The sequence below is a fragment of the Sorangium sp. So ce204 genome (assembly GCF_051526795.1).
GTDB lineage: Bacteria > Myxococcota_A > Polyangia > Polyangiales > Polyangiaceae > Sorangium > Sorangium cellulosum_B.
Genome location: NZ_CP150317.1, coordinates 12,147,086 through 12,167,142 on the forward strand (window position 1 = coordinate 12,147,086; position 20,057 = coordinate 12,167,142).

A 20,057-nucleotide genomic window follows, 5' to 3' on the forward strand; every position below is an offset into this window, starting at 1 on the left:
AGGGAGGCGGGGAGGCGGGGAGCGAGAGACGGCAAGAGATAAAAGTTCTTTTTTTCTTCCTCCCCGCCTCCCCGCCTCCCTGTGAAAATTCTCCGGGTTTCAACGTAATCAATGTTCTAGGACAGCGAACCGAAGAACTCCCGCAGATCGGCGGCCAGCGCCGTGGGCGTCTCCGTCGCCAGGAAATGCCCGCCGCGCTCCAGCTCGGTCCAGCGCACGATGTGGTGGTCGCGCTCGGCCAGCCGGCGCACCGCCACGTCCTGCGTCAGCGACACGGCCACGGCCGTGGGCACGGTGCCGCGCGGCCTGGGCGCCCAGCCGGACGGGTCGTTGAAGGCTTCATAGTACAGGTTGGCCGAGGGGCCGCTGGTGCCGGTGAACCAGTACAGGCTCACGTTGTCCAGCAGCGCGTCCAGGCCCACCGCGTCCTCCGGCAGCGCGGCCGCGGGATCGGTCCATTCCTTGAACTTCTCGACGATCCAGGCCAGCTGGCCCACCGGTGAATCATGCAGCCCGTAGCTGAGCGTCTGCGGCCGCGTGCCCTGGATGTGCGCGAAGCCCATCATCCGGTCGCGGAAGTTCTGCAGCCGTTCCAGGCGCTGCTGCTCCGAGGCCGTCAGCCCTTCCAGCTCGGCGGGGTCGCCGGAGGGAAACGTCACCAGCGCATTGCAGTGCACGCCTCTGACATGCTCGCTGTCGATGCGGCCCAGCTCCGCCGCGATGAACGCGCCCACGTCGCCGCCTTGCACGCCGTAGCGTGAGTAGCCCAGGCGCTGCATCAGCGCCGCCAGCGCACGGGCGCAGCGGCCGTGGTTCCAGCCGGCGTCGGCCAGCGGCATCGAGAACCCGTGACCCGGGATCGACGGGATCACCAGGTGGAACGCCTGCGAGGGGTCGCCGCCGTGGCGGCGCGGGTCGGACAGCGCGTCCACCACGCGGTCGAACTCGGCAAAGCTGCCGGGCCAGCCGTGCAGCAGGAGCAGGGGCTGCGCGCCCGGCTCGGGCGAGCGCAGGTGCACGAAGTGGATCGTCTGCCCATCGATCCGGGTGGTGAACTGCGGGCGGCTGTTCAGGTGGGCCTCGCAGCGCCGCCAGTCGTAGTGGTGCTGCCAGTGCGCCGCCAGCCGCTGCAGGTAGGCGACCGGCACGCCCCTCACCCAGTCGCCGCCCGGCAGCTGCGCCGGCCAGCGCGTGCGCGCCAGGCGTTCGCGCAGGTCGTCGATGTCGGCTTGCGGAATGTCGATGCGGAAGGGGTGGATCTCGGAGTCGCAGTGCATGGGGGCCCTCGGGTTGGTCGAGTTCGCCGGTGCGAGCCAGCGATGGGACCGTATTCACCGGGGTGGGCCCGGTCTTGGAAGAAAACGACAGGCTCAGGCCTCGCGGGACCGTCTGGGTCCTCCGCGCCCAGGCCGGGGCCGGGCCGCAGCCCGCGCCACTTCGCCGGGCGTCCTGCCCATGATCCGCTTAAGCGAATTGCCCAGGTGCGCCTGGTCGGCGTAGCCGCAGGCGGCAGCCACGTCGGCCGGCGCAGCGCCGTGCATCAGCTGCTGCAGCGCCGCCTGCGCGCGGTGGATCTGCGACAGCTGCTTGGCCGTGAGGCCGGTGGCGCTCAGGAACCGGCGCTGCACCGAGCGCAGGCTGGTGCCGGCGGCATCGCCTTGCAGCACGCGGAACACCACCGGATCCGCCGCCAGCAGGCCGGCCCTGATGAGGCGTGCCACCAGATCGTCGGCGTTCTCGAGATCGGGCACCTCGAAGGCGTGCGGCCCCAGCAGGAACGAGCGCGAATTCGCCAGCGGGCGCAGCACGCCCTGGTCCAGCATGCCTGTCGCCGGCACCCCCGGCATGAACACGCCTGGCCGGAAGGCGATGCTCAGGTACTCGTCGCCGGTCTCGTAGCCCAGCGTCACCGGGTGCGTGATCAGACCGGTATGCAGCACCTGCAGCCGGCCGCGCCGCTTCATGAACACGAGGTCCCAGCAGCCGTCGGGAAGGGACTGGTCCTGCGCGTCGTCGCCATAGGCGACGTGCGTGATCCGCTGCACCAGCGCGTGGTCGCTGCCGCGGATGGAGCGCGTGGTCCTCATGGGCAGCTTCCCTTCGTCATGCTGCGCAGTATGGCCGACCCGCGCCGCAAGGCGAATTCCCACGCCGGGCGCGGGCGGCTGCGGCCCACCGCGAGCCCGGGTGGATCGTCGTCGCCCCTCTCCACCTGGAGCGACAAACGGGTTGAAGCCCCACGCAAACAGCGAGAAGTTGGGACGCCAGAAGACGCCAAGATGCCAAAAGACGCCAGAATTTTATTGTTCTCTTGGCGTCTTTAGACGTCTTTTGGCGTCTTCTGGCGTCTCATTCTTATGGTTGCCAAGCTGTTCGGTGTTCTAGCGGGCGTCGCTCCGCGGCGAGGAGGCCTGTCGTCGCCGGAGGGCGAACGCGGCGAGGACCGCCGTCAGCAGGCCAAGGGTGTGATTCCCGCCGACGCCCGCGGCGCGGCAGCTGCAGCCCTCGCCGTCACTGGAGGCGTCGCCACCCCCGCCGGCCGCGCCGGTGCCGCTGCCTGCTCCTGCACCCGTGCCGCCCGTGCCGCCGCCCATCCCGCCGGAGCCGGCGGTGCCGCCGCCCATCCCGCCCGAGCCGGCGGTGCCGCCGCCCGCGCCCCCGTCGCCGGAGGGCCCCGGCGGCGGCACCGTCGCGCAGTCGCCGAGCGAATGTTCGAGCGCGCCGAGCGTGAAGCTCCCGCTGCCCGGCCGCCCGCGCGCGCAGTAATCATCGGTCACCGCGCCCTCGGCGGGCGCTTCGCCGACGAGCGACGCCACATCCCCTTTGAGGTGCAGGTCGCCGAGACCCGGATCTTCGTACCACGTCTGGAACGTCGCGAGCCCCACCTCGGCCAGGTTGTCACTCTCCTCGTGCGTGGCCCCGTCGCGGTCGCGGATCTTGCCCGTGAGCACGTTGCCGCGCGCGACGCCGCTTGTCGTCGCGAAGCGGAAGTCGATCCCGCTCGTCGCGATCAGCGTATTGAAATGAAGCCGCGTGTCCGCCGCGCGGTTCAGATAGATCCCGACGTCCGAGCAGCTCGCGATGATGTTGTTCCGCATCGTCCCGCCGGTGTGCTCGACCTCGCAGGGCACGTCGGGGTCGTAGGCCGGGGCGCAGTACTGCGCCCCCGTGCCGCCGCCGCCGAACGACAGCCCGATGCGCGCCCCGTCCGGCGAGCCGGCGGTGGTGCAGACGACGAGGTTGCGCTCGAAGAGCCCGTCCGAGCCGCCGCTCTTCATGAACGCCGCGTAGCTGACACCGTCGCCGCCGTCTTTCTGAAAGTCGTGCAGGTAGCTGTCGCGCACGGTCCAGCGCTTGCCGCCGTCGATGTTGATCTTGGTGACGGGCCTGCCGGTCCTGCGCGGGTGGGTGTCGAACAGCTCCGATCGCTCGATCAGCCCGTCGTCGGGGGCCGTCCAGACGCCGTCCACCTGCGCGGCGTTGATCTTGAGCTGGGCGTTGAAGTCCCGCACCCTCGAGCGGCGGAGGGTGAAGCGGCTGGCGGCGCCGAACACGTGGAAGGCATGCTCGCAGTCCGAGTCGTCGGCGCAGACGCCGCGGATATCGAGGTCTTCGAAGTGCCAGTTCGGGCCGCTGACCTTGAAGCCTTCGAGGCCCGACAGCTCGACGATCGCGCCGAGCGGCTCGGCGGCGCGCACGACGATCGGCGCGGCCTCGGTGCCTGCGGCCGCGCACGAGACGCCGTCGAAGGCGTAGGTGCCCGAGGCGAGGACGATCTCGTCGCCGGCCTTGGCCGCGCCGATCGCGGCGACGAGATCGTCGGTGGTGCCGACTGGCACGACGGCCGCCGCGGCGGGGGCGGCGAGGAGGAGGGAGGTGAGCAGGGCGAGGGGAGCGACGGACGCGCGGCGTGGCGACATGGCTGCCAGGATGCGCGGGGGCGCTCGTCCGTCAAGACGGCGCGTGCGACGTGTGACGGCCGCGCTCACGCGCGCGGGGCGAGCACCTGAAAGCGCCGTCCGCTGGACAACACGTACGGGTCCTCGCCGGTCGCGAGCACGTCGTGCCGCTGGCTCAGCTGATGACCTGGCTGGCAGCAGGCGAGCGTGTACGCGACGTTCCAGCGCAGCCGGGCGAGGACATCGTCGATGGGGACGTGGGCGTGCACGAACGTGACGAGCACGCGCATGTCGGGCAACGCGTTGAGCCGTTCGATGGCTGCGAAGACGTCGGCGCGTTGCCAGGCGAAGCGGCGGATGCCGAATCGGGTGCGCCAGGCCTCGACAAGCGGCTCGTTGAGCACCGGATCGACGCTGACGTTCTCCGCCTCCGTCTTCAGCGCGAACAACGCCCCGGTGCGGGCGTGGGCGCCGTCGCCGACGTGGATGACCCGGCACGGCGCGCCGGACATGAAGGGCCGCAGGTGCTCGAGCGCCGAATAGCTCTCGGTCATTTCTTTGGCGGGCCGCGTGGCCTTGGCGAAGAGCGGCCACAGGGCTTCGAAAGACCCTCGACGCATCAGGCGATCCAGGTAGTCGCTGCTCGCTGGGCCAGCGTCCGTGTGCGGATTCACGGCGCTCGTTCTATCACCGGGCGCCGGCGCGCGCGGCCCAAAGCGTGAGCTCGACGGTTTGCCGTCAGCTCCGCGCCGGAAGCTCCACAAATCCGGGCTTTTCGTGCGAGCGCTCTGACGGCGTGTCGCCGCGGGTCACCCCATCAGCTCCAGCCTGCCATGGCCAGCGAGCACCAGCGCGCGGGCGTGCTCCAGGATGCTTCAGCTCGTCGTCCAGAGCCGCTTTCCGTCATCCACCCCGGTCGTGCTGGTCCGCGCCCTCTGGTAAATTGGGAGCCGAGATCGATCCTTTGCCCGCCTTGTGGCTCTCGGAGGTTCCATGTCCTCTCGTTCCTGCTCGCTCCCGCCCGCGCTCGCCGCCCTCGGGGTGGCCGCCCTCGTCTCGCTGCCCGGCCAGGCGCGTGCCGACGAGCGTTTCGCCATCTCGGGCGGGGTCTCCGTGTCGCTCTCGTTCGGCCAGAAGCTCGCCTTCGGCCTGGGCGCCGACCTCCGCGCGGCGGTCCTCATGGATGGCAGTCAGCCCGGAGGGTACAGCACGGGGAACATGGGATTCGGCCCGTTCGCGCAGGCGACATGGCTCAACTTCTCCGCGGGCCGCTTCGCGGCCGGCCTGCACGGCGGCAGCGATATCTCGGACGACTTCGACAACAACGCTTACAGCATCGACGGCGAGTTCGGATGGACGTACCGCACCCGCTATAGCGACGAGCTCCCCGGGCAACACGGCCTCCACGTCGGCGCGATGACCACCCTGTTCAGCCCGTTGGGCCTCGAGCTCTCGGCGCGCGCGGCCATCCCGCTGTCGGGCGAGCCGTTCGTCCCCGAGGGGACGTTCGGCGCCGGCCTCCGCTTCCCTCCGCCCTTTGGCGTGCGGTTCAGGCCCATTGTCGGCCGGCCGCTGCGCACGGCCGATGGGGTCGTGCTCCCGCCGGCGCTCGGGCTGGGCCCGGCGGTGTCGGCCCTGGCGCGGCTCGATCGCGCGACCCGGGCAGCGCTCGCGGGGGCGTGGCTGGACAGCGCGCGGGCCGAGTGCGGCTCGATCCCCGCGTTCCTCGCCCTCGCGCGGGACCTCGCGGCGGTGGGCGCGCCCGCGTCGCTCGTGGCGCGGGCGCTCGCCGCGCTCGACGATGAGGTCCGCCACACGGCGCGATGCAGCGAGATCGCGAGCGCGCTCGCGGGGTGGCGCCTCGGGCCGGCGCTGCTCCCGCCTCCGGCGGCGCGCGACGCCGACCGGCAGGCGGCGCTCGTGCGGATGGCGCTCGAGGCGTGGCACGACGGCTGTCTCGGTGAGGGCGCGGCGGCGACCCGGGCGCGCCGGTCGCTCGCGGGCGCGAAGGACGCGGGCGTATGCGCGGCGCTCGGCGAGATCGCGCGCGACGAGGCGCTGCACGCCGAGCTCGGGTGGCGCGTGCTCGCCTACTGCCTGGCCGAGGGCGGGCGCGAGGTGCGCGAGGCGGTCGGCGACGTGATGACCGGGCCGGGGCCGGCGCCGCCGCGGGACGACGCCGAGGTCGAGGGCGAGCGGAAGGAGCTGCGGGCCTTCGGCCAGCTCCCGCGCGCCGAGGCCGATGCCGCCTGGGACGAGACGTGGGCGGCGGCGCGGCGCGACGGGGAACGGATGCTCGTCGGCTGATCCCGGCGTGGGGCGCGCGAGCTACGCCGAGGCGAGCGCCTCGATGTCGGCGACCTCGAGCACCTGCTCCGGCGCCCCGCTCGTCACACAACGCACCATCGCGCGCTCCACGTCTTCGAGCTTCAGGGCCGGGAGCACGAGCTTCATGAGCGGGACGAGCGGAAGCAGGACGACGCTCAGGGGTTCGCCGCGGGCGAGCCGGCCTTCGCCGAGCGTCGTGAACGGCCCCTTCTCGGCGTCGCTCGCCTGAACGACGAGAAACGTGCCGCCAGCTGCTCCCTGGATCATGCCATGTGCTCGATGCCCGCGGGCATGTCGACCCAGGAGTGCATGCGCTCCTCGTAGACCGAGAACGTTGGGGCCGGAAACTCAGGATCGGCGAACGCGCCAACGGGTATTGCCACGAGCTCTGGATGACCTTCGAGGGTGTAGTAGACGGTGGCACCGCAGCGAGGACAGAACCTGAACGTGCTTCTTGTGCCTTCGTCTCCGACGCGGACGAACTCGACGCTCTCGCCGGCGATGGTGACTGCTTCGCTCGAGAAGCGAGCCTGAGCACCGAAGACGCTGCCGGTGCGGCGCTGGCACGCTAGACAGTGGCACACCGAAACGCGAAAAGGCTCGCGAGCGGTTCTCGCTTGTAGCTGGCCGCAGCTGCAGGATGCTATTCGAGGTGTCATGGGCAGTGAAGTGGTTTCCATTGCGCCGCCTGACTATCAGTCGATTGGTCAACCAAAGCCGCCGGACCAGGTCCGTCGAGCGCGTCGCCTTCTGTAAACTCCCCCCACGGAAAGTCTCACGGATCGGCTCTGCGCCGCAAGGCAAATGCTGTCCCGCGCCATAGGGTAGACCCGTCCAACATCGACGGCAGTCGCTGCCTTTCCAGGCACCCGGGGCGCGTGGAGGGGGGCGGCGGATGCGCTCCTGCTCTGGAAGCGCTGCGCTCCGAACGGGCATCGGTCGCCACCCAGGTTGCGTCCTGACTTGCGGCGCCTTTGGCAGACCCAGGAACGGGGTCGGGTTCACGTCCAGGGGTGACAGAAGGATCGAGAGCACGAGTCGCAGGCGCCATTCGACGCGCTAGCGCGCCCCACGCGCGGCACCCACGCGCGCAATCGTGCCCATCCACCCGATCACCGAAAGCGCTGCGAGCTTCTGAAGCGCTGGCAAAAGGACGTGGCAGCCCGGCACCGCGATCGCAACCGCGTAGTACGCGGCGTCCGCGCTGACGAGCGCGAGCGATAGCGCACCGAGCCACGCCGAAAAGCGCAACGGTGACGAGCGGCTTTCGCCCGCATTGCCCCGTGCAAACGCGCCTGTCACGCCCAGCAGCGTCGCCAGCAGCCCGGGGATCGTCGCGACGAACACCGACGCTGCGTGGAGCAGCGGCGAGACCACGGACGGCAGCCACGCGATCAGGATCGTGCCGGCGGCGGAGAGCAGCCCGAACACGCGAACCGCGCCGCCGAGCCGGCCGCCGAGCAGGGCGCCGTGAACCCACCAGAACGGGACGAGCGCGAGGGAAAAGCAGACGAACGAGGCCTGCGCGAGCGAGCGAGCGCGCGTGTTCTCCACCCCGCGCTGGGTCACGGGTTGCGTGAGGTCGCAGAAGAAGTTGCCCCAGAAATCGTAGCCGGGCGCGTTCGCGTCGCAGAAGGTGCCGCCCGGATACGCGGCCGCGGCGAGCGCGGTGAGGACGAGAAACGCGGAGACCCCGACAAGGATCAGCGCGGGCGCGACGCGGGTAGGCTGCCCCACGCGCTCGAGAATACCACGAGAGCGGAGGCGTCACGGGTCATGCTCGAAGCTCCGGCGCGCTCGGGCCGCTTCACCATGGTGTATCGCGTCACGCTGCTTCGCCTCCGTGTGGGCCGAGCAATGCCAGCGTGCGCCATGCTGAGACGCGAACCTGACAACGCTGTCATGGTATTGCCGCCGGAGCGCAGATGGCCGCGGTTTGAGCTGTGTGGCCCGCGCGATCCGGCGCGATCGGACCAGCGGCGCTCGGGTGCGGCGCGACGTCCGGATGGCATTGCGCGCGCGGCATCCATGTTGCTGGGCGGGCCGTCCCGAGCGCGGTGCGGTCGCACCGCGGAGGAGGGTGCCAGTGCGAACCGTTCCCGCGTCTCTATCTCTCTGTCTTTACGCTGTATCGGCGGTCCTCCTCGGCGGCGCCGGGCTCGTCGCCTGCAGCCAGGGTTCCTCCCCGGAGCCGCCCTTCGCCAACGGCACCGGTAGCACCGGCAGCACCGGCACCGGCAGCACCGGCACCGGCAGCACCGGCACCGGCACCGGCAGCACCGGCACCGGCAGCATCGGCGCCGGCAGCACCGGCAGCGCCGGCGTCGGCAGCGGCGCCGGCAGCAGCGGCGGCGCCGGCGGCGGTGCGGGTAACGTCGATGGAGCCCAGCCCGAGCCGCCCCCGGCGCCCTCGGACGAGGACGCCGGCGCGGCCCCGGCGTTCACCTGCGAGGGGCTCGACTCGAGTCAGCCCGTGGTCCTGTACCTGTCGGCCGACGACTCCAATTCGATGAGCTCGCCGGTGCACGTGCGCGAGCTGCTCCGCTCGGGCAGCGCGCCGGAGCCGTGGCAGGTGCGCACGTACGAGTTCCTCAATTACTACCGCATCAACTACGCGCCGCCGGACGAGGGCGAGCTCCGCGTCGAGCCCCAGATCGAGCCCGGTGAGGAGGCGGGGAGCTACGCCCTTCAGATCGGCGTTCGCTCCTACGATCCGCCGAGCCCGCGCCGCCCCATCGCGGTCACGTTCGTCCTCGACACCTCTGGATCGATGGAGGGTGAGCCGATGGCGCGCGAGAAGGCCACGGTGCGCGCCGTCGCCGCGAGCCTGTCCGAGGGCGACGTCGTCAACATGGTCACCTGGAACACCCAGAATTCGGTGGTCTTGAGCGGCCACGTGGTGGACGGTCCGGACGACCCGGCGCTGCTCGCGGCGGCCGACGCGCTCTCCGCCAGCGGCGGCACCGATCTCGAGAGCGGGCTCCGGGTCGGGTATCAGCTCGCCCAGGAGCACTTCGAGGAAGGCCGGATCAACCGGGTGATCCTCGTCAGCGACGGCGGCGCCAACGTGGGAGTCACCTCCGAGGAGCTCATCGCGCTGCACGCCGAGGACGCCGACCAGGAGGCGATCTACCTCGTGGGCGTCGGGACGGGGCCGGCGCTCGGCTACAACGATGTGCTCATGGACACCGTGACCGACAAGGGGCGCGGCGCCTATGTCTATCTCGATGACGAGGACGAGGCGTTTCACATGTTCCGGGATCGCTTCGCGGAGGTGATGGAGGTGGCCGCCCGCGGCGTCCAGGTGGAGCTCACCATGCCGTGGTACTTCAAGATGGAGAAGTTCTACGGCGAGGAGTACTCGACGAACCCCGAGGAGGTCGAGCCGCAGCACCTCGCGCCGGGCGACGCGATGATCTTCAGCCAGCTCGTGCGGGGGTGCGATCCGGGCGTGATCAACGACGAGGATACCCTCACCGTGCGCGCGCGCTGGCAGACGCCGCTCACCCATGAGCCGAAAGAGGCGAGCCGCGAGGCGACCCTCGCGGAGCTCGCCGCCGGGAGCAAGGAGCAGCTCGTCAAGGGCAAGGCCATCGTGGCCTACGCCGAGGCGCTCAAGGCGAGCACGAGCGAGGCGCTGCACGCCGCGCGCGAGCAGGTGATCGCGGCGAACCCGGGCGGCGATCCGGAGCTCGACGAGATCGCGGAGCTGATCCCGCTCCACCCGCTCTACTGAGACGTCTGCGCGGGCTCTGAAGAGGCAGAGAGCTCCAGCAACGCCGCGTCGTGCGCCTCGGCGCCGGGCCCGAGCGGCTGGCCGTAGGAGAACTCGACGTAGTTGCCGTCCGGGTCCTTGAGCGCGCAGAAATAAGCCACCGGATAGGGCAGATCCTCGGGCGGCCAGACGAGGTGCGCTCCGCCGCGGCGCGCGATCTCGTCGACCGCGGCGCGGCTCTCGAGCGCAAACCCGAGATGACTCATGTCCTCCGGCGCCTGCGGCGGGCGCCGGCCGCCCTCGATCATCACAAGGACGAACGTCCGCTCCTTCCCCTCCTCGGCGAGCCAGGCGACCCGCGAGCCGGCGTCGCTGCGCTCGTGAACCACCTTGAGCCCGCAGAACTCGCGATAAAAGGCGATCGTCGCGTCGAGGTTGCCGACGTGGAGCGCGACGTGGGTCATCATCGGTTTCATCGTAAACTCCCCTTCTTTTCTCCCCGGCAGCGTAGCAGAAGAACAGGCGCGGGAGCAGCGGGGCGGCGTCCCGGCGCGCTCGAGCGGAGGTCCCGTTTTAGGCGGGCTCGAGCGCCTCGCTCGACGCGTACCCGCGCGCGGCGGACCGGATCTTCGCGATCGGCGCCGCGACTTCCGAGGGGCTCCGCGTGCGATGATCGCGAGGTGCCGCGCGCCCCCGGTGCGCGCCCACGCTGCTGGGGATTCGGCCTCCGTCGTCGCGAGCAGCGATGGCCACGGACGTGGCGGGGAGAGCGTTTCGGACGTCACTCCCAAGGACGCCTGCTCCTGTTGCGACGCGCACTGACCTGCTCTACCCCTGGGATCCAGAGGCGCGTGGGCCTCGACGAGCTGGATTGTGCGTCGTGGGCGCAGTCCGCCGCCGCCGGAGTCTCGCCCGTCGCGCAGCGCTCATCGCTTGCGCGGTGCGCCGGTCAATGGCTAGCTAGGACGAGTCCCATCGGGAGGGAGCCATGCAGCTTGACGTGGGTAGCCCGCGCGCTGTCCAGAGCATCTACTTCCTCGCGATCGCCCCGGCGCTCTTCGCCTACTGCATGTCGGGCACGTTGCTCAGCGACGAGAGCATGTACGTCACCGCCGGGGCTCTGGCCCAGGACGGCGAGCTGTACGGCGATTTTGCCTATCTTCAAGCGCCGGTGCTGCCGCTCCTCTACGCCGCCCTGTTCCGGAGCGCTGCGCCGGGCCACGATTACCTCCACGTCGCGCGCGTGGTGACATTCTGCTTCCTGCTCGCGGGCGTCGTCGCGATCTACGCGGCAACGCGGCGGCTGCTCGGCCCCTCGCACCGGGCGGCGCCCGCCCTCGCGGCCACGCTCTTCGCCGGCAACCACATCATCGGGCAGCGCGCGGGGTCGTCGTGCAACGACATGGCAGCGCTCACCCTCTGCGTCGCGGGGGTGTGCTGCCTGCTCCCGCCCGTCGGGGCGCCCGCGCCTCCGCGCCTGGGCCGCGCGCTGCTGGCCGGGTTCCTCGTGGCCCTGGGGGTCTCGACCAAGATCTATCACGCGCCGCTGCTCGCGCTGTCACCCGTCCTGCTGCTCGCGTGCTCGCAGGCCGCTCCGCCGCGGGATCGCCTCGGGGCGCCGTTCCTCTCCTACCTCGGCGGCGCGATGCTCGGCCTGGCACCCGTCTTCATCGAGCTCGCGCGCGAGGGGCGGGTCTTCGTGTTCAACGTGATCACGTATCACACGGTGAACTCGCGGTGGCGCGTCATGGACAGTCACCATTATACCTCGCTGTCCGGCAAGGCGAGGGCGCTCTGGGACGTGCTGGCGATGCCGACGGCGGGCATGCTCGTCGCCCTGCTGGCGGCGCTCGTCCTCGTCGTTGCCTGGACCGCCTGGAGGGATCGACGTCCCCTTCGTACCGTGTTCCCGGCCGACGCTGCCGTCCTGGCATCGCTCGCCGGCGCCGCCTTCGTGACCGCCCTCGTGACCTCTCCGGTCTGGGGACATTACTTCATGATGGTCGTCCCCTTGTCGCTGCTCGCCGGCGCCGCCTGTTATCGCTCGCTCGCGCAGCGCCCGGCGAGCCCCTGGCTGCGCGTCTGGTCGGCGCTCGCGATCGCCGTGGCCCTCTTCCACGGGGTCCGGCTCGCTCGTTACCTCCCGCACCTCGCGCGGCCCACCGGCTGGAGGCCGGCGGAGGTCCACGCCGAGGGCCTGAGGCTCCGCGACGCGATCGTCGCGGCGGGCGGCGCGCGTGCCGCGTCGGGGAGGGTGGCGACGCTCTTCCCTCTTTACGCCGTGGAAGGGGGCCTGCCCGTCTATCCGGAGCTCGCGACGGGCGCGTTCCTCTACCGCGTCGGCGACCTCGTCCCCGCATCCGTCCGTGCCGCCGTGGTGGCGACCTCACCCCTGACGATCGGGGAGCTCCTGGAGCGCGAGCCCCCTGGGGCCATCCTCGTCGGCTTCGAGACCGAGCACGGTCTCGAGGCCCCGCTCCTCCGCTACGCCCGCGAGCACCACTACCGCGAGGCAGCTGCGGGGCGCCTGAAAGGCACCCTCTACGTGCGGCCGGCGCCCGGGGGCGGCCCGATCGCGGACGGTGGAGCCACGCACTGAAGCCGGCCTCGGGATCTCGGCGCGCACTCGGCGAGGAGCGCCGCGGCGGCGCCTCACTCCGCCGGTGTGCGGCGGGGCGTGGGGGGACGCCGGCCGGCGTGCGGCGGGGCGTAGGGGGACGCCGGCCGGCGTGCGGCGGGGCGTGGGGGGACGCCGGCCGGCGTGCGGCGGGGCGTGGGGGGACGCCGGCCGGCGTGCGGCGGGGCGTGGGGGGACGCCGGCCGGCAGGCGGCCGGCCACCCCAGCCCTCGCGCGACGACGCCGTTCGCCGGTCACCTCGCAACGTGGCTCCAGTCCCGATCCCAGGTGACATCTCTCTCAGGTTGGAGGGAGATGTCGCCGGTACACCTCGCGCACCCTTTTTCGGCTCCGGCGCACGATTTCGCAACAACCCGGGGGACCTTCCCGGAAATAGTAGGGATGACGACGGGTGACAGATGACGGCGCTCCGCTCATGTCCGGCCCGCTCCTCGGTCCGCAGCCGGAGCCGGAGGGTGAACCGCGCCGCGCTGCCGCTCGCTGCATCGCTCTTCCTGGCGGCGCCGGTGGCGCTCGCGCAGGTCGCGCCGCACGGCGCGCGCCTGTCCTACACGCGGGGCCCTGGCACCGAGGGGTGCCTCGAGGAGCCGAGCCTCCGGCATATCGTCGCGAGCCAGCTCGGCGGGATCGACCCGTTCGTGAGCGACGGCGCGTGGCACATCGAGGTGGTCATCCGGCGCAAGGGGCCGGCGTTCCAGGGAGAGATCGCGCTTCACGACCGCGATGGCCGAGCGCTCGGCCGCCAGGGCCTCTCAAGCCCGATCTGTGGCGTGCTCGTGCAGAACATCGGCGTCTCCCTCAGCGCCTTCATGCGCCCGTTTCTGCCACCAGGGCCTGCACCGGGGAGCGCTCCCAACTTGCCGCCGCCAGGGCCGCCGCCCTCGTCGGCGCCGGGGGGCGCCGCTTCACCCATCCCCCCGGCCGCGCCACCGGAGGCGCCGGCCTCGAAGCCGCCCCACCCGGTCGTGGCGCCGGCCCGACCCGCTCCGCGCCCGAGGCCGCCGTCGGATCGCCCGCGCCTCCAGCTGGGCGCCGGGGTGCTGCTCGGCGCCGGCGTGGCGCCGTCGGTGGCGGTCGGGTTCTCGGGGGTCGCCGGCGCCCGCTGGGAGAGGTTCTCGCTGTCGCTGGAGGCCCGCGGTGATCTTCCGATCGACGCCGAGCCCTACCGCAGCTGGACCATCGGCGTGTCGGGGCTGAGCGGCTCGCTCGTTCCCTGCGGTCACGCGGACTGGTTCTTCGGCTGCGCCCTCGCCACGGCAGGCGGGCTGTGGAACATCAGGGACAGCACCGGCAGGGAGCTCGCACTGCCCTACGCAGGGCTTGGGTTTCGTGCGGGGCTGGAGGTGCCGCTTTCGGCCCGCCTCGCCGGGCAGCTCAGCGGCGACCTCTCGATCAACATACATCGGACGCACATTCGACCGCTCCATGGTGAAGGGTGGTCCGTGGCGCCCATCTCGGAGGCGGTGGCGCTCCGCCTGGTCGCTTTCTTCTGAACCTCCGTGTGGTTTCGCGAAGCGTCGGACGCGCCTGCGGGAGCGATTCTCACGAGGCGGTCGCGAGTGCGTGAGGTGCGCGGGGGTTTCGGGCGCGCCCCTCACGGCCTGCCGCCCTCTGGAGAGGCGGCTGTTGCGCCCGGAACGAGCTGCCGACTCAGGCCGGTACGGCGCTGGGGCGGTGACAGCAGAACGTTGCCGCCGCGGTCGGCGCGATGCTGCCAACCGGCTCGCCGCCGAACGGTTCGCATCGTCCGGGATCGAGGCCGACGACGCTCACCGATTTGCTTCCGAGCGCCGTCCCGGAAGCGACGGTCCCGCAGCCAGAGGCCTCGGAGGTGATCACCTGGCCCGCCACGAACTGCGAGCACCCTTCATCGCTGAACGCGGAGGCCAGGACGCTGCACGTCGCTCCGGTCGGCTCGGTGCAGTCGCAGGGCGCGCAGCCGCGGGTGTCCTCAACGCCGGAGTAGAAGATGTACCGGTCCGGGTACGTGGCGGGGCAGTCCTGCTCTCCCTCGTGGTGGATGCACGTGAGAAATCCCTCCGGCGGCGCTGCATCGCCGATCGGCGGCGCCGGCGTGCAGGTCATGCCCGGATCCGCGCACGGGGGGGACGCGTTTCCTGTACACGCCCGGGCGACGATCGCGAAGCTCCCCGCCGTCGCGGGCTCGTCGGGGCTCTCCGGCGCCTCCGCGACCCTCGGTGCGCAACCTGCGGAGACGACGCGAGGCGCCTGGATTGCGAGCGACTGCACGCACGGGGCGCCATCGCAGGTCCGTTCGGCCTCGACGGCATTCGCCGAGGTGCAGGCCCCGTCCCACCCATCCGGGGCAGCGAACGAGGTCGCGAGAGCCTCTGGGCCGCCGCACGGGAAGCTGGCGTAGGCCCGCCATTCCGTCGGCACCTCGCACGTCGCCTCCGGCGGGTCGCACGCGCAGGCGGGGCACTGGTGCGGGGCCGGAGCCGCGAAATCCGCGTAGCCCTCATAGCCGACGATCGGCGCGGTCGCAGGGCAGCTCGGCACGGCGTCGGGGGAGCCGATCCAGAGCAGCGCGGGCTCGGACCACCCGAGCGGCTCCTTCGGTACGCACTGCCCTGCGCAGACCTCTGCCGGCGGGATCAGGTCGCCGAAATCGGGCGCGATGGCGACGTCCGTGTCGTCCTCGGCCGCGCAGTCCTCGCCGCCATCACCGCCATCCCCGCACCCGCCAGCTCCGCCGGCGTCGGGGGGCTCGAGCACCTCACAAGGCGTTCCCTTGGGTCCTTGGTCCTCATCCCACGGGCATATGTATCCGGTCGACGATCCGCATCCGCCGGACGTGACCCCGAGCCCTAGCCCGAGCGTGCTCGCGCAGCAAACCGCCATCATCCCACGCTGCCAACGTCGCGCCCGCGCCGCCATCGCCGCTCCTCATGATCTGCGGCGCTGTTGACGTCACGCCGCCGCAATTGCGGTCACGTTACCAGGGGACCCCAGGGCGCTACCAGACAAACCCGGGGGAAGACCACCCCCGTTCGATCGCGTTACGAAGAGCGCATCGCAGCGGACGACGATCAGGGCCGCGAGAGGTTCGTGCGACCCAACGTGGGGACCGATGGCGCTCGGGTTCGACGCCGCGTTGCTGAGCACACGACCCGCCCCCGTCATGGGGAGCGCATGCCGCCGTCGTCGAGGCACGGTTGCGCCCGGAGCATGCCGCCCCGGCCCTGCGACGGGGCAAGCGGGTGTCTGACGGGCCAAGACAAAACAGCTCGCCAGGCACCGTCCCCGCGGGGCTTGACACGGGCGAAAGTTCCAAGGTTTCCTATCCGCGGTGACCCAGGTCGAGTTCGTGAAGCCCGTTGCCTGAGGCCGGCGTCACGGCGCTTAGCGCCCAAGGCCGAGCTCATTGAGCCCAGGAACCAGTGCACCGATCCACTGCCGCGACCGTGCTCGGACCCATGGACGTGTCTGCGAAATGATGAGTAATTTCGATTGTTTGTCGTGGATGTTGGACCCGGCGAAGCAGGCGGTTTAGGATCGAGTGGCCATGGCGGACAAAGACTTCAAATACGTACTCAGGGATTTGCTTCCCGGCTGTGAACTCCCCTCAGGCCGCCCCTATCAGCTCTCATCGCGTGCGGAGCAGTTCCGCTTCTTGCCGACAAATTCGCAGCGGTGCGTTTGGTTCCTCGCCGCGGCTCCCACTACTTAACTCTGCTCTGGAGGTGAGTTTCAATGGTCGAAGTCGAAGGGCTCGCACTCGGGGTCGCGGGGGTCTATGTGGGAGTGAAAGCAGTAGACAAGCTTATCGACGTCGTAGCTTCTGGGATCGGAGCCATTACGGCGCCGTGGCGGTTGAAGCAGATGGCTGCTGCCGAGGTGGAGGCGCAAGCGATTAGAGCCAGCGGTCAGATTCGGTTGAAGTTGATGGAGGTCGAAGGTGAGCGGCAGCTGGCAGAATTGCGTGCTGCGATGGTATCTAAGTCGCTCCCGTCTTTGGGTGAAGATTCGAACGTTCAAGAAGTTCCAGTGTATGAGGGTGAGCTGATTGAGTCCGACGTGTCCAGTTTGCCGCCGCTGACCGCGAGAGCGGAGGCGAGGTTTAGATACCAAGAGGCAAAACGGCAGTTCAATGTCGAACGGATCGTTGCTGTTGCCTACAACGAGATTCCGTCTGAAGTGTCTTCTCAGCCGGTTGATGATGACTGGGTTGCGCGTTTCTTTGAGGGGGCTAAGGATGTCTCCAATGAGGAGATGCGGAAGCTGTGGGGAAAGCTGCTTGCTGGGGAGGTTGCGGCGCCGGGCTGCTACTCTGTAAGAACGCTTGATGTTCTCCGTAACCTCTCGCCGGTGGAGGCAAGGCTCTTTGAAAAAGCCTGTTCTCGAGCTTTTGATGAGGGTGTGATTCTTTCTGATGAATCGGTTTCTGGGCTAAGTGTAGAAGAGACAATGGTGCTGGTAGACTGTGGCCTTCTTCAGTCGGGGCTTGCCTGGTGCTTTGAGGATGAAGAGGCGGTCGGGTACTGTGACAAGCAAATTCTCTTCCGGAGACGCGTCGCGGGTTCTCGTGGGGTCGGTGCGTGTCGTCTCTCGCGCGCAGCCCAAGAGCTTCGACGCTTGCTTTCGCTACAGCCCGATGCTGAGTTCCTCAAAGCGTTAGAACTGTTGGCCAGGGACAGCGGTCTTACCATGACGGTCGTCGATAAGGTGGCGACGAGTCCTAGCGTGGCGACAGGATTTTGATGAGCCATCGACATGCTCGAAGTTCAGCCGCTTCGAAGCAGTTTCGAGCTATAGGATGGAGTGATTGGTCAGCGGTGCGATACTGGTGCTCAGATGTGATTCTGTTGAACCAGTCGGACCCAAAGATTCATTCGGCGTCGCGGGCGGTGAACTTCCAGTTGATCTCGCGACGAACTCCGTCTGCAGCTGGGTTCCATTGCCGGACGCGACCCCGGAGCCCTGTGAGTGTTCGGATGCGGTTGTGGCCGAGGCATTCCCTGGACACGAGGCTGGCTTCGATCTCCGCGGCGTTCAGCCAACTCGCAGACTTCGGCGTGTGGAGGAACTCGAAACGTGAGGCAAGCGCGTGGTCCCGCTTGGGCCCGAAGGCCGTGGTGAGCGATGCAGGGGTATGAGTGTTGAGGTTGTCCAGCACCAGGCGAATCCGACCCGCTCGCGGGTAGGCGCGCGCGATGCGCTCGGCCGGTCGAGGTCACGGAGCGCGGCGCCCCCGGGGTCGAGGTCACGGAGCGCGGCGCCCCCGGGTCGAGGTCACGGAGCGCGGCGCCCCCGGGTCGAGGTCACGGAGCGCGGCGCCCCCGGGTCGAGGTCACGGAGCGCAGCGTCCCCAGGTCGAGGTCACGGAGCGCGGCGCCCCCGCGGGTTGAGGTCACGGAGCGTGGCGTCCCCGGGTCGAGGTCACGGAACGTGGCGCCCCCGACACGACGTACGTACAGAAGCCCCGCATCACGAGCTAACGCAACTCGTCCCTGCACCGCGCAATTGACGGGGTTCTCGCACTTCTGTAAGTTCGTCCCCGATGGCTCGACGGCAGCGACCTGGTCCCAATCCTGACGAAAGCCGCCCTGCGGTTACGCCCGTTCAAGGGGCCGAAGACCTCCTTAGAGAGGTTCGTGCCTCTGTTAAGCACCTCGCGGATCGCGCAGGTATCTCCGAGGAACGAGCGTTCGCGGCTTGGTACGCGATCAACTTGCTTGACGTCGACGAGCAAGGTGCGTTGGAAGCAGCTAGTTTTGATGGCGCGGAAGATCAGTCAATCGATTTTTTTCTGTGCGACGACGTCAACGAGCGGATAGTTGTTCTTCAGGCCCACTATCCTCTCAATAGTGACAAGGCTACGAAAAAATCGAAATGGGACGCCTTGCTGTCAGCGATTCCAGTGCTCGAAAGTCCGTCAACGCTGCGAGACGCTGGAAGGACAGAACTCGCGTCTGCCGTTGAGGAGGCCCGACCTCACATCGGGACCTTCGACGCTGTGCTAGGTCTTGTGAGCTTGGGCGAACACTCCGACCAAATCGCACGAGCGCTTGCTACGGCTCGTAAGTCTACAAGCTTGAAGAATTATTCTTTCTTTTACGATTCGAAGGCTGGGGTCTTGGATGGGTACTCGGCGGTTAAGTCTGGAGACCGCGCCGTGCCGGAAGATACGATTGCCCTTTCGGGTGGGTATTTTGAGGAGCAAGGTGCGTACGGCACGGCGTACGTTGGTACCACGTCGGCAGCAGAGTTGAAGCGACTCTACAGAGAGCATCAGAAGCGTCTCTTTGCAGGCAATGTTAGGTATTTTTTGGGAACTCGTGTCGGGGGGATTAACGAGCAGATCGTTAAGACGGCAAGAGAGCAACCCCGGCTGTTCTGGGCGCTCAATAATGGTATATCGATCGTTGCTGATACAGTTGTTCCGCTTGCTGAGGGACGTTTTAAGGAGAACCGGTTCAAGCTGACGCGTTTTAGTATAGTGAACGGCTGCCAAACGACCGTCTGTGTTTCGCGGGCAGACGCCTCAGTCGACGCGAAGGTTCTTGTGCGTCTCATTGCTGCGAATCGCGGAGTGGTCGGCGACATTGTTCGATATAATAACACCCAGAACGCGGTGAAGATCTGGGCTGTTCGAGCGGTTGACGCTGTTCAACTCCGGCTTCGAGACGCATTTGAGCGTGAGGGCATCACCTACGCACCGAAGCCTGAAGGAAGCAGGCAGCTGAAGTCGAGCGAGGTTATCAGCCTTGATCGGCTCGCGCAGTTCCTCGGAGCGCGATCCGCAGAGACGTTAATCTCCGCGGTGAAAGAGAAGTCGGAGCTCTTCGATAGACACTACCAGGAGCTGTTTCCTCACAACGTTACGCCGGAGGATGTCTACCTTTCCTGGTTACTAGGGATTCAGTCGGACGCTCTTCGGCAGGAGCGACTTACAGATCTGAAGCAGCAGGGAGACGCGGACAGTACGATGACTTCGTTTCTTGGGGTTGGTGGAGCGTACTGGATTGTGCACTGTGCGAATAAGCTTGTCGCTGATCTTAATCGAGCTCCTTTGAACGTGTCGTTAAAGCAGATGAATGCCGATCAGTTCCGAGGTGCAGTCAAGAAGTACTGCGCTCAGGCGATTGATATTTATATTGATATTGCGATAAATACGTTTGATATTGACGAGTACAAAAGCGTAAGATCGGCCCTTCGATCGCTCCGCTTCCTCCAGCGCTTCGATCAGAAACTCGCGAACAAGGTCGCCGCGATGCGTCGACAGAGGCACGGGTTGCCGAATCTCGGCCTTGCGGCGCGTTCGGCCGCAGGGCGTGCAGGCTGAAGAAGAGCACTAGCTTGGGGAGTAACCTTTCCGACTAGCGTCCTATGATAGGTGCCTCGATGCTTTGCGATCCCGAGATGCGAACGCAAAATGCGCGCGCTTTCCACGATCACGGATCCAAGGGCGGTGCGCCGCATCCTCGTTCATCTCAATCTCCCCTCAGCCCCGCGA

At 68.6% G+C, this 20,057-nt stretch carries 16 protein-coding genes; 6 read left to right on the forward strand and 10 right to left on the reverse strand.

Features of this window, described 5'->3' with window-relative positions; genetic code table 11:
- Window positions 1–116 precede the first annotated feature (116 nt).
- The 4 genes from WMF22_RS45970 to WMF22_RS45985 all read right to left on the reverse strand — a co-directional run bounded on the left by WMF22_RS45970 (window position 117) and on the right by WMF22_RS45985 (window position 4,411).
- Window positions 117–1,277 carry an epoxide hydrolase family protein gene (locus tag WMF22_RS45970; protein ID WP_438033860.1) on the reverse strand — a complete coding sequence of 387 codons (1,161 nt, stop codon included), beginning with the start codon at window positions 1,275–1,277 and terminating at the stop codon, window positions 117–119.
- Window positions 1,278–1,370: 93 nt separating this feature from the next.
- Entirely contained in the window at window positions 1,371–2,087 is a 717-nt protein-coding gene (locus WMF22_RS45975) for a helix-turn-helix domain-containing protein (RefSeq protein ID WP_438033861.1), read from the reverse strand.
- A gap of 294 nt (window positions 2,088–2,381) precedes the next feature.
- A complete protein-coding gene (locus tag WMF22_RS45980) occupies window positions 2,382–3,920 on the reverse strand; it encodes an MYXO-CTERM sorting domain-containing protein (protein ID WP_438033862.1) in 1,539 nt (512 codons plus the stop codon).
- 65 nt (window positions 3,921–3,985) lie between these two features.
- Window positions 3,986–4,411, reverse strand: a complete 426-nt coding sequence (locus WMF22_RS45985) for a hypothetical protein (protein ID WP_438033863.1) — start codon at window positions 4,409–4,411, stop codon at window positions 3,986–3,988.
- A gap of 481 nt (window positions 4,412–4,892) precedes the next feature.
- Between WMF22_RS45985 and WMF22_RS45990 the strand changes: the two genes are divergently transcribed.
- Window positions 4,893–6,206, forward strand: coding sequence for a hypothetical protein (locus WMF22_RS45990; protein ID WP_438033864.1), 1,314 nt, complete (start codon window positions 4,893–4,895; stop codon window positions 6,204–6,206).
- 21 nt (window positions 6,207–6,227) lie between these two features.
- On the opposite strand, the gene WMF22_RS45995 is transcribed toward WMF22_RS45990, so the two are convergent.
- The 3 genes from WMF22_RS45995 to WMF22_RS46005 form a co-directional block, all read right to left on the reverse strand.
- Window positions 6,228–6,494 carry a hypothetical protein gene (locus tag WMF22_RS45995; protein WP_437296163.1) on the reverse strand — a complete coding sequence of 89 codons (267 nt, stop codon included), beginning with the start codon at window positions 6,492–6,494 and terminating at the stop codon, window positions 6,228–6,230.
- Window positions 6,491–6,886 carry a GFA family protein gene (locus WMF22_RS46000; RefSeq protein WP_438037334.1) on the reverse strand — a complete coding sequence of 132 codons (396 nt, stop codon included), beginning with the start codon at window positions 6,884–6,886 and terminating at the stop codon, window positions 6,491–6,493. Before WMF22_RS46000 ends, WMF22_RS45995 begins: the two co-directional genes overlap by 4 nt.
- A 400-nt stretch (window positions 6,887–7,286) precedes the next feature.
- Entirely contained in the window at window positions 7,287–7,781 is a 495-nt protein-coding gene (locus tag WMF22_RS46005; protein WP_438033865.1) for a hypothetical protein, read from the reverse strand.
- Between the two features lie 532 nt (window positions 7,782–8,313).
- On the opposite strand from WMF22_RS46005, the gene WMF22_RS46010 reads away from it, so the two are divergent.
- Window positions 8,314–9,963, forward strand: a complete 1,650-nt coding sequence (locus tag WMF22_RS46010) for a vWA domain-containing protein (RefSeq protein WP_438033866.1) — start codon at window positions 8,314–8,316, stop codon at window positions 9,961–9,963.
- Here WMF22_RS46010 and WMF22_RS46015 read toward each other — a convergent pair.
- The gene (locus tag WMF22_RS46015; protein WP_438033867.1) at window positions 9,957–10,418 is read right to left on the reverse strand and encodes a VOC family protein; all 462 of its coding nucleotides are present in this window, start codon (window positions 10,416–10,418) and stop codon (window positions 9,957–9,959) included. The genes WMF22_RS46010 and WMF22_RS46015 overlap by 7 nt on opposite strands.
- A 512-nt stretch (window positions 10,419–10,930) precedes the next feature.
- Between WMF22_RS46015 and WMF22_RS46020 the strand changes: the two genes are divergently transcribed.
- Window positions 10,931–12,541: a hypothetical protein gene (locus WMF22_RS46020; RefSeq protein WP_438033868.1), complete on the forward strand. Its 1,611-nt coding sequence runs from the start codon at window positions 10,931–10,933 to the stop codon at window positions 12,539–12,541.
- A gap of 494 nt (window positions 12,542–13,035) precedes the next feature.
- Entirely contained in the window at window positions 13,036–14,073 is a 1,038-nt protein-coding gene (locus tag WMF22_RS46025) for a hypothetical protein (RefSeq protein WP_438033869.1), read from the forward strand.
- 157 nt (window positions 14,074–14,230) lie between these two features.
- Here WMF22_RS46025 and WMF22_RS46030 read toward each other — a convergent pair whose 3' ends face one another.
- Window positions 14,231–15,316, reverse strand: coding sequence for a hypothetical protein (locus tag WMF22_RS46030; RefSeq protein ID WP_438033870.1), 1,086 nt, complete (start codon window positions 15,314–15,316; stop codon window positions 14,231–14,233).
- Window positions 15,317–16,294: 978 nt separating this feature from the next.
- Between WMF22_RS46030 and WMF22_RS46035 the strand changes: the two genes are divergently transcribed.
- Window positions 16,295–17,302, forward strand: coding sequence for a DUF2806 domain-containing protein (locus WMF22_RS46035; protein ID WP_438033871.1), 1,008 nt, complete (start codon window positions 16,295–16,297; stop codon window positions 17,300–17,302).
- 127 nt (window positions 17,303–17,429) lie between these two features.
- Here WMF22_RS46035 and WMF22_RS46040 read toward each other — a convergent pair whose 3' ends face one another.
- Entirely contained in the window at window positions 17,430–17,756 is a 327-nt protein-coding gene (locus tag WMF22_RS46040) for a transposase (protein WP_438037335.1), read from the reverse strand.
- Between the two features lie 516 nt (window positions 17,757–18,272).
- Here WMF22_RS46040 and WMF22_RS46045 point away from each other — a divergent pair.
- Complete coding sequence (locus WMF22_RS46045; protein ID WP_438033872.1) at window positions 18,273–19,886, forward strand: AIPR family protein; 1,614 nt, start codon at window positions 18,273–18,275, stop codon at window positions 19,884–19,886.
- Window positions 19,887–20,057: the final 171 nt, after the last annotated feature.

Bases quoted from the DNA above. Each gene is read 5' to 3' on its own strand.
- WMF22_RS45970 (WP_438033860.1), bottom strand. From the start codon at position 1,277: ATGCACTGCGACTCCGAGATCCACCCCTTCCGCATCGACATTCCGCAA.
- WMF22_RS45975 (WP_438033861.1), bottom strand. From the start codon at position 2,087: ATGAGGACCACGCGCTCCATCCGCGGCAGCGACCACGCGCTGGTGCAG.
- WMF22_RS45980 (WP_438033862.1), bottom strand. From the start codon at position 3,920: ATGTCGCCACGCCGCGCGTCCGTCGCTCCCCTCGCCCTGCTCACCTCC.
- WMF22_RS45985 (WP_438033863.1), bottom strand. From the start codon at position 4,411: ATGTCCGGCGCGCCGTGCCGGGTCATCCACGTCGGCGACGGCGCCCAC.
- WMF22_RS45990 (WP_438033864.1), top strand. From the start codon at position 4,893: ATGTCCTCTCGTTCCTGCTCGCTCCCGCCCGCGCTCGCCGCCCTCGGG.
- WMF22_RS45995 (WP_437296163.1), bottom strand. From the start codon at position 6,494: ATGATCCAGGGAGCAGCTGGCGGCACGTTTCTCGTCGTTCAGGCGAGC.
- WMF22_RS46000 (WP_438037334.1), bottom strand. From the start codon at position 6,886: ATGACACCTCGAATAGCATCCTGCAGCTGCGGCCAGCTACAAGCGAGA.
- WMF22_RS46015 (WP_438033867.1), bottom strand. From the start codon at position 10,418: ATGAAACCGATGATGACCCACGTCGCGCTCCACGTCGGCAACCTCGAC.
- WMF22_RS46020 (WP_438033868.1), top strand. From the start codon at position 10,931: ATGCAGCTTGACGTGGGTAGCCCGCGCGCTGTCCAGAGCATCTACTTC.
- WMF22_RS46035 (WP_438033871.1), top strand. From the start codon at position 16,295: ATGGTCGAAGTCGAAGGGCTCGCACTCGGGGTCGCGGGGGTCTATGTG.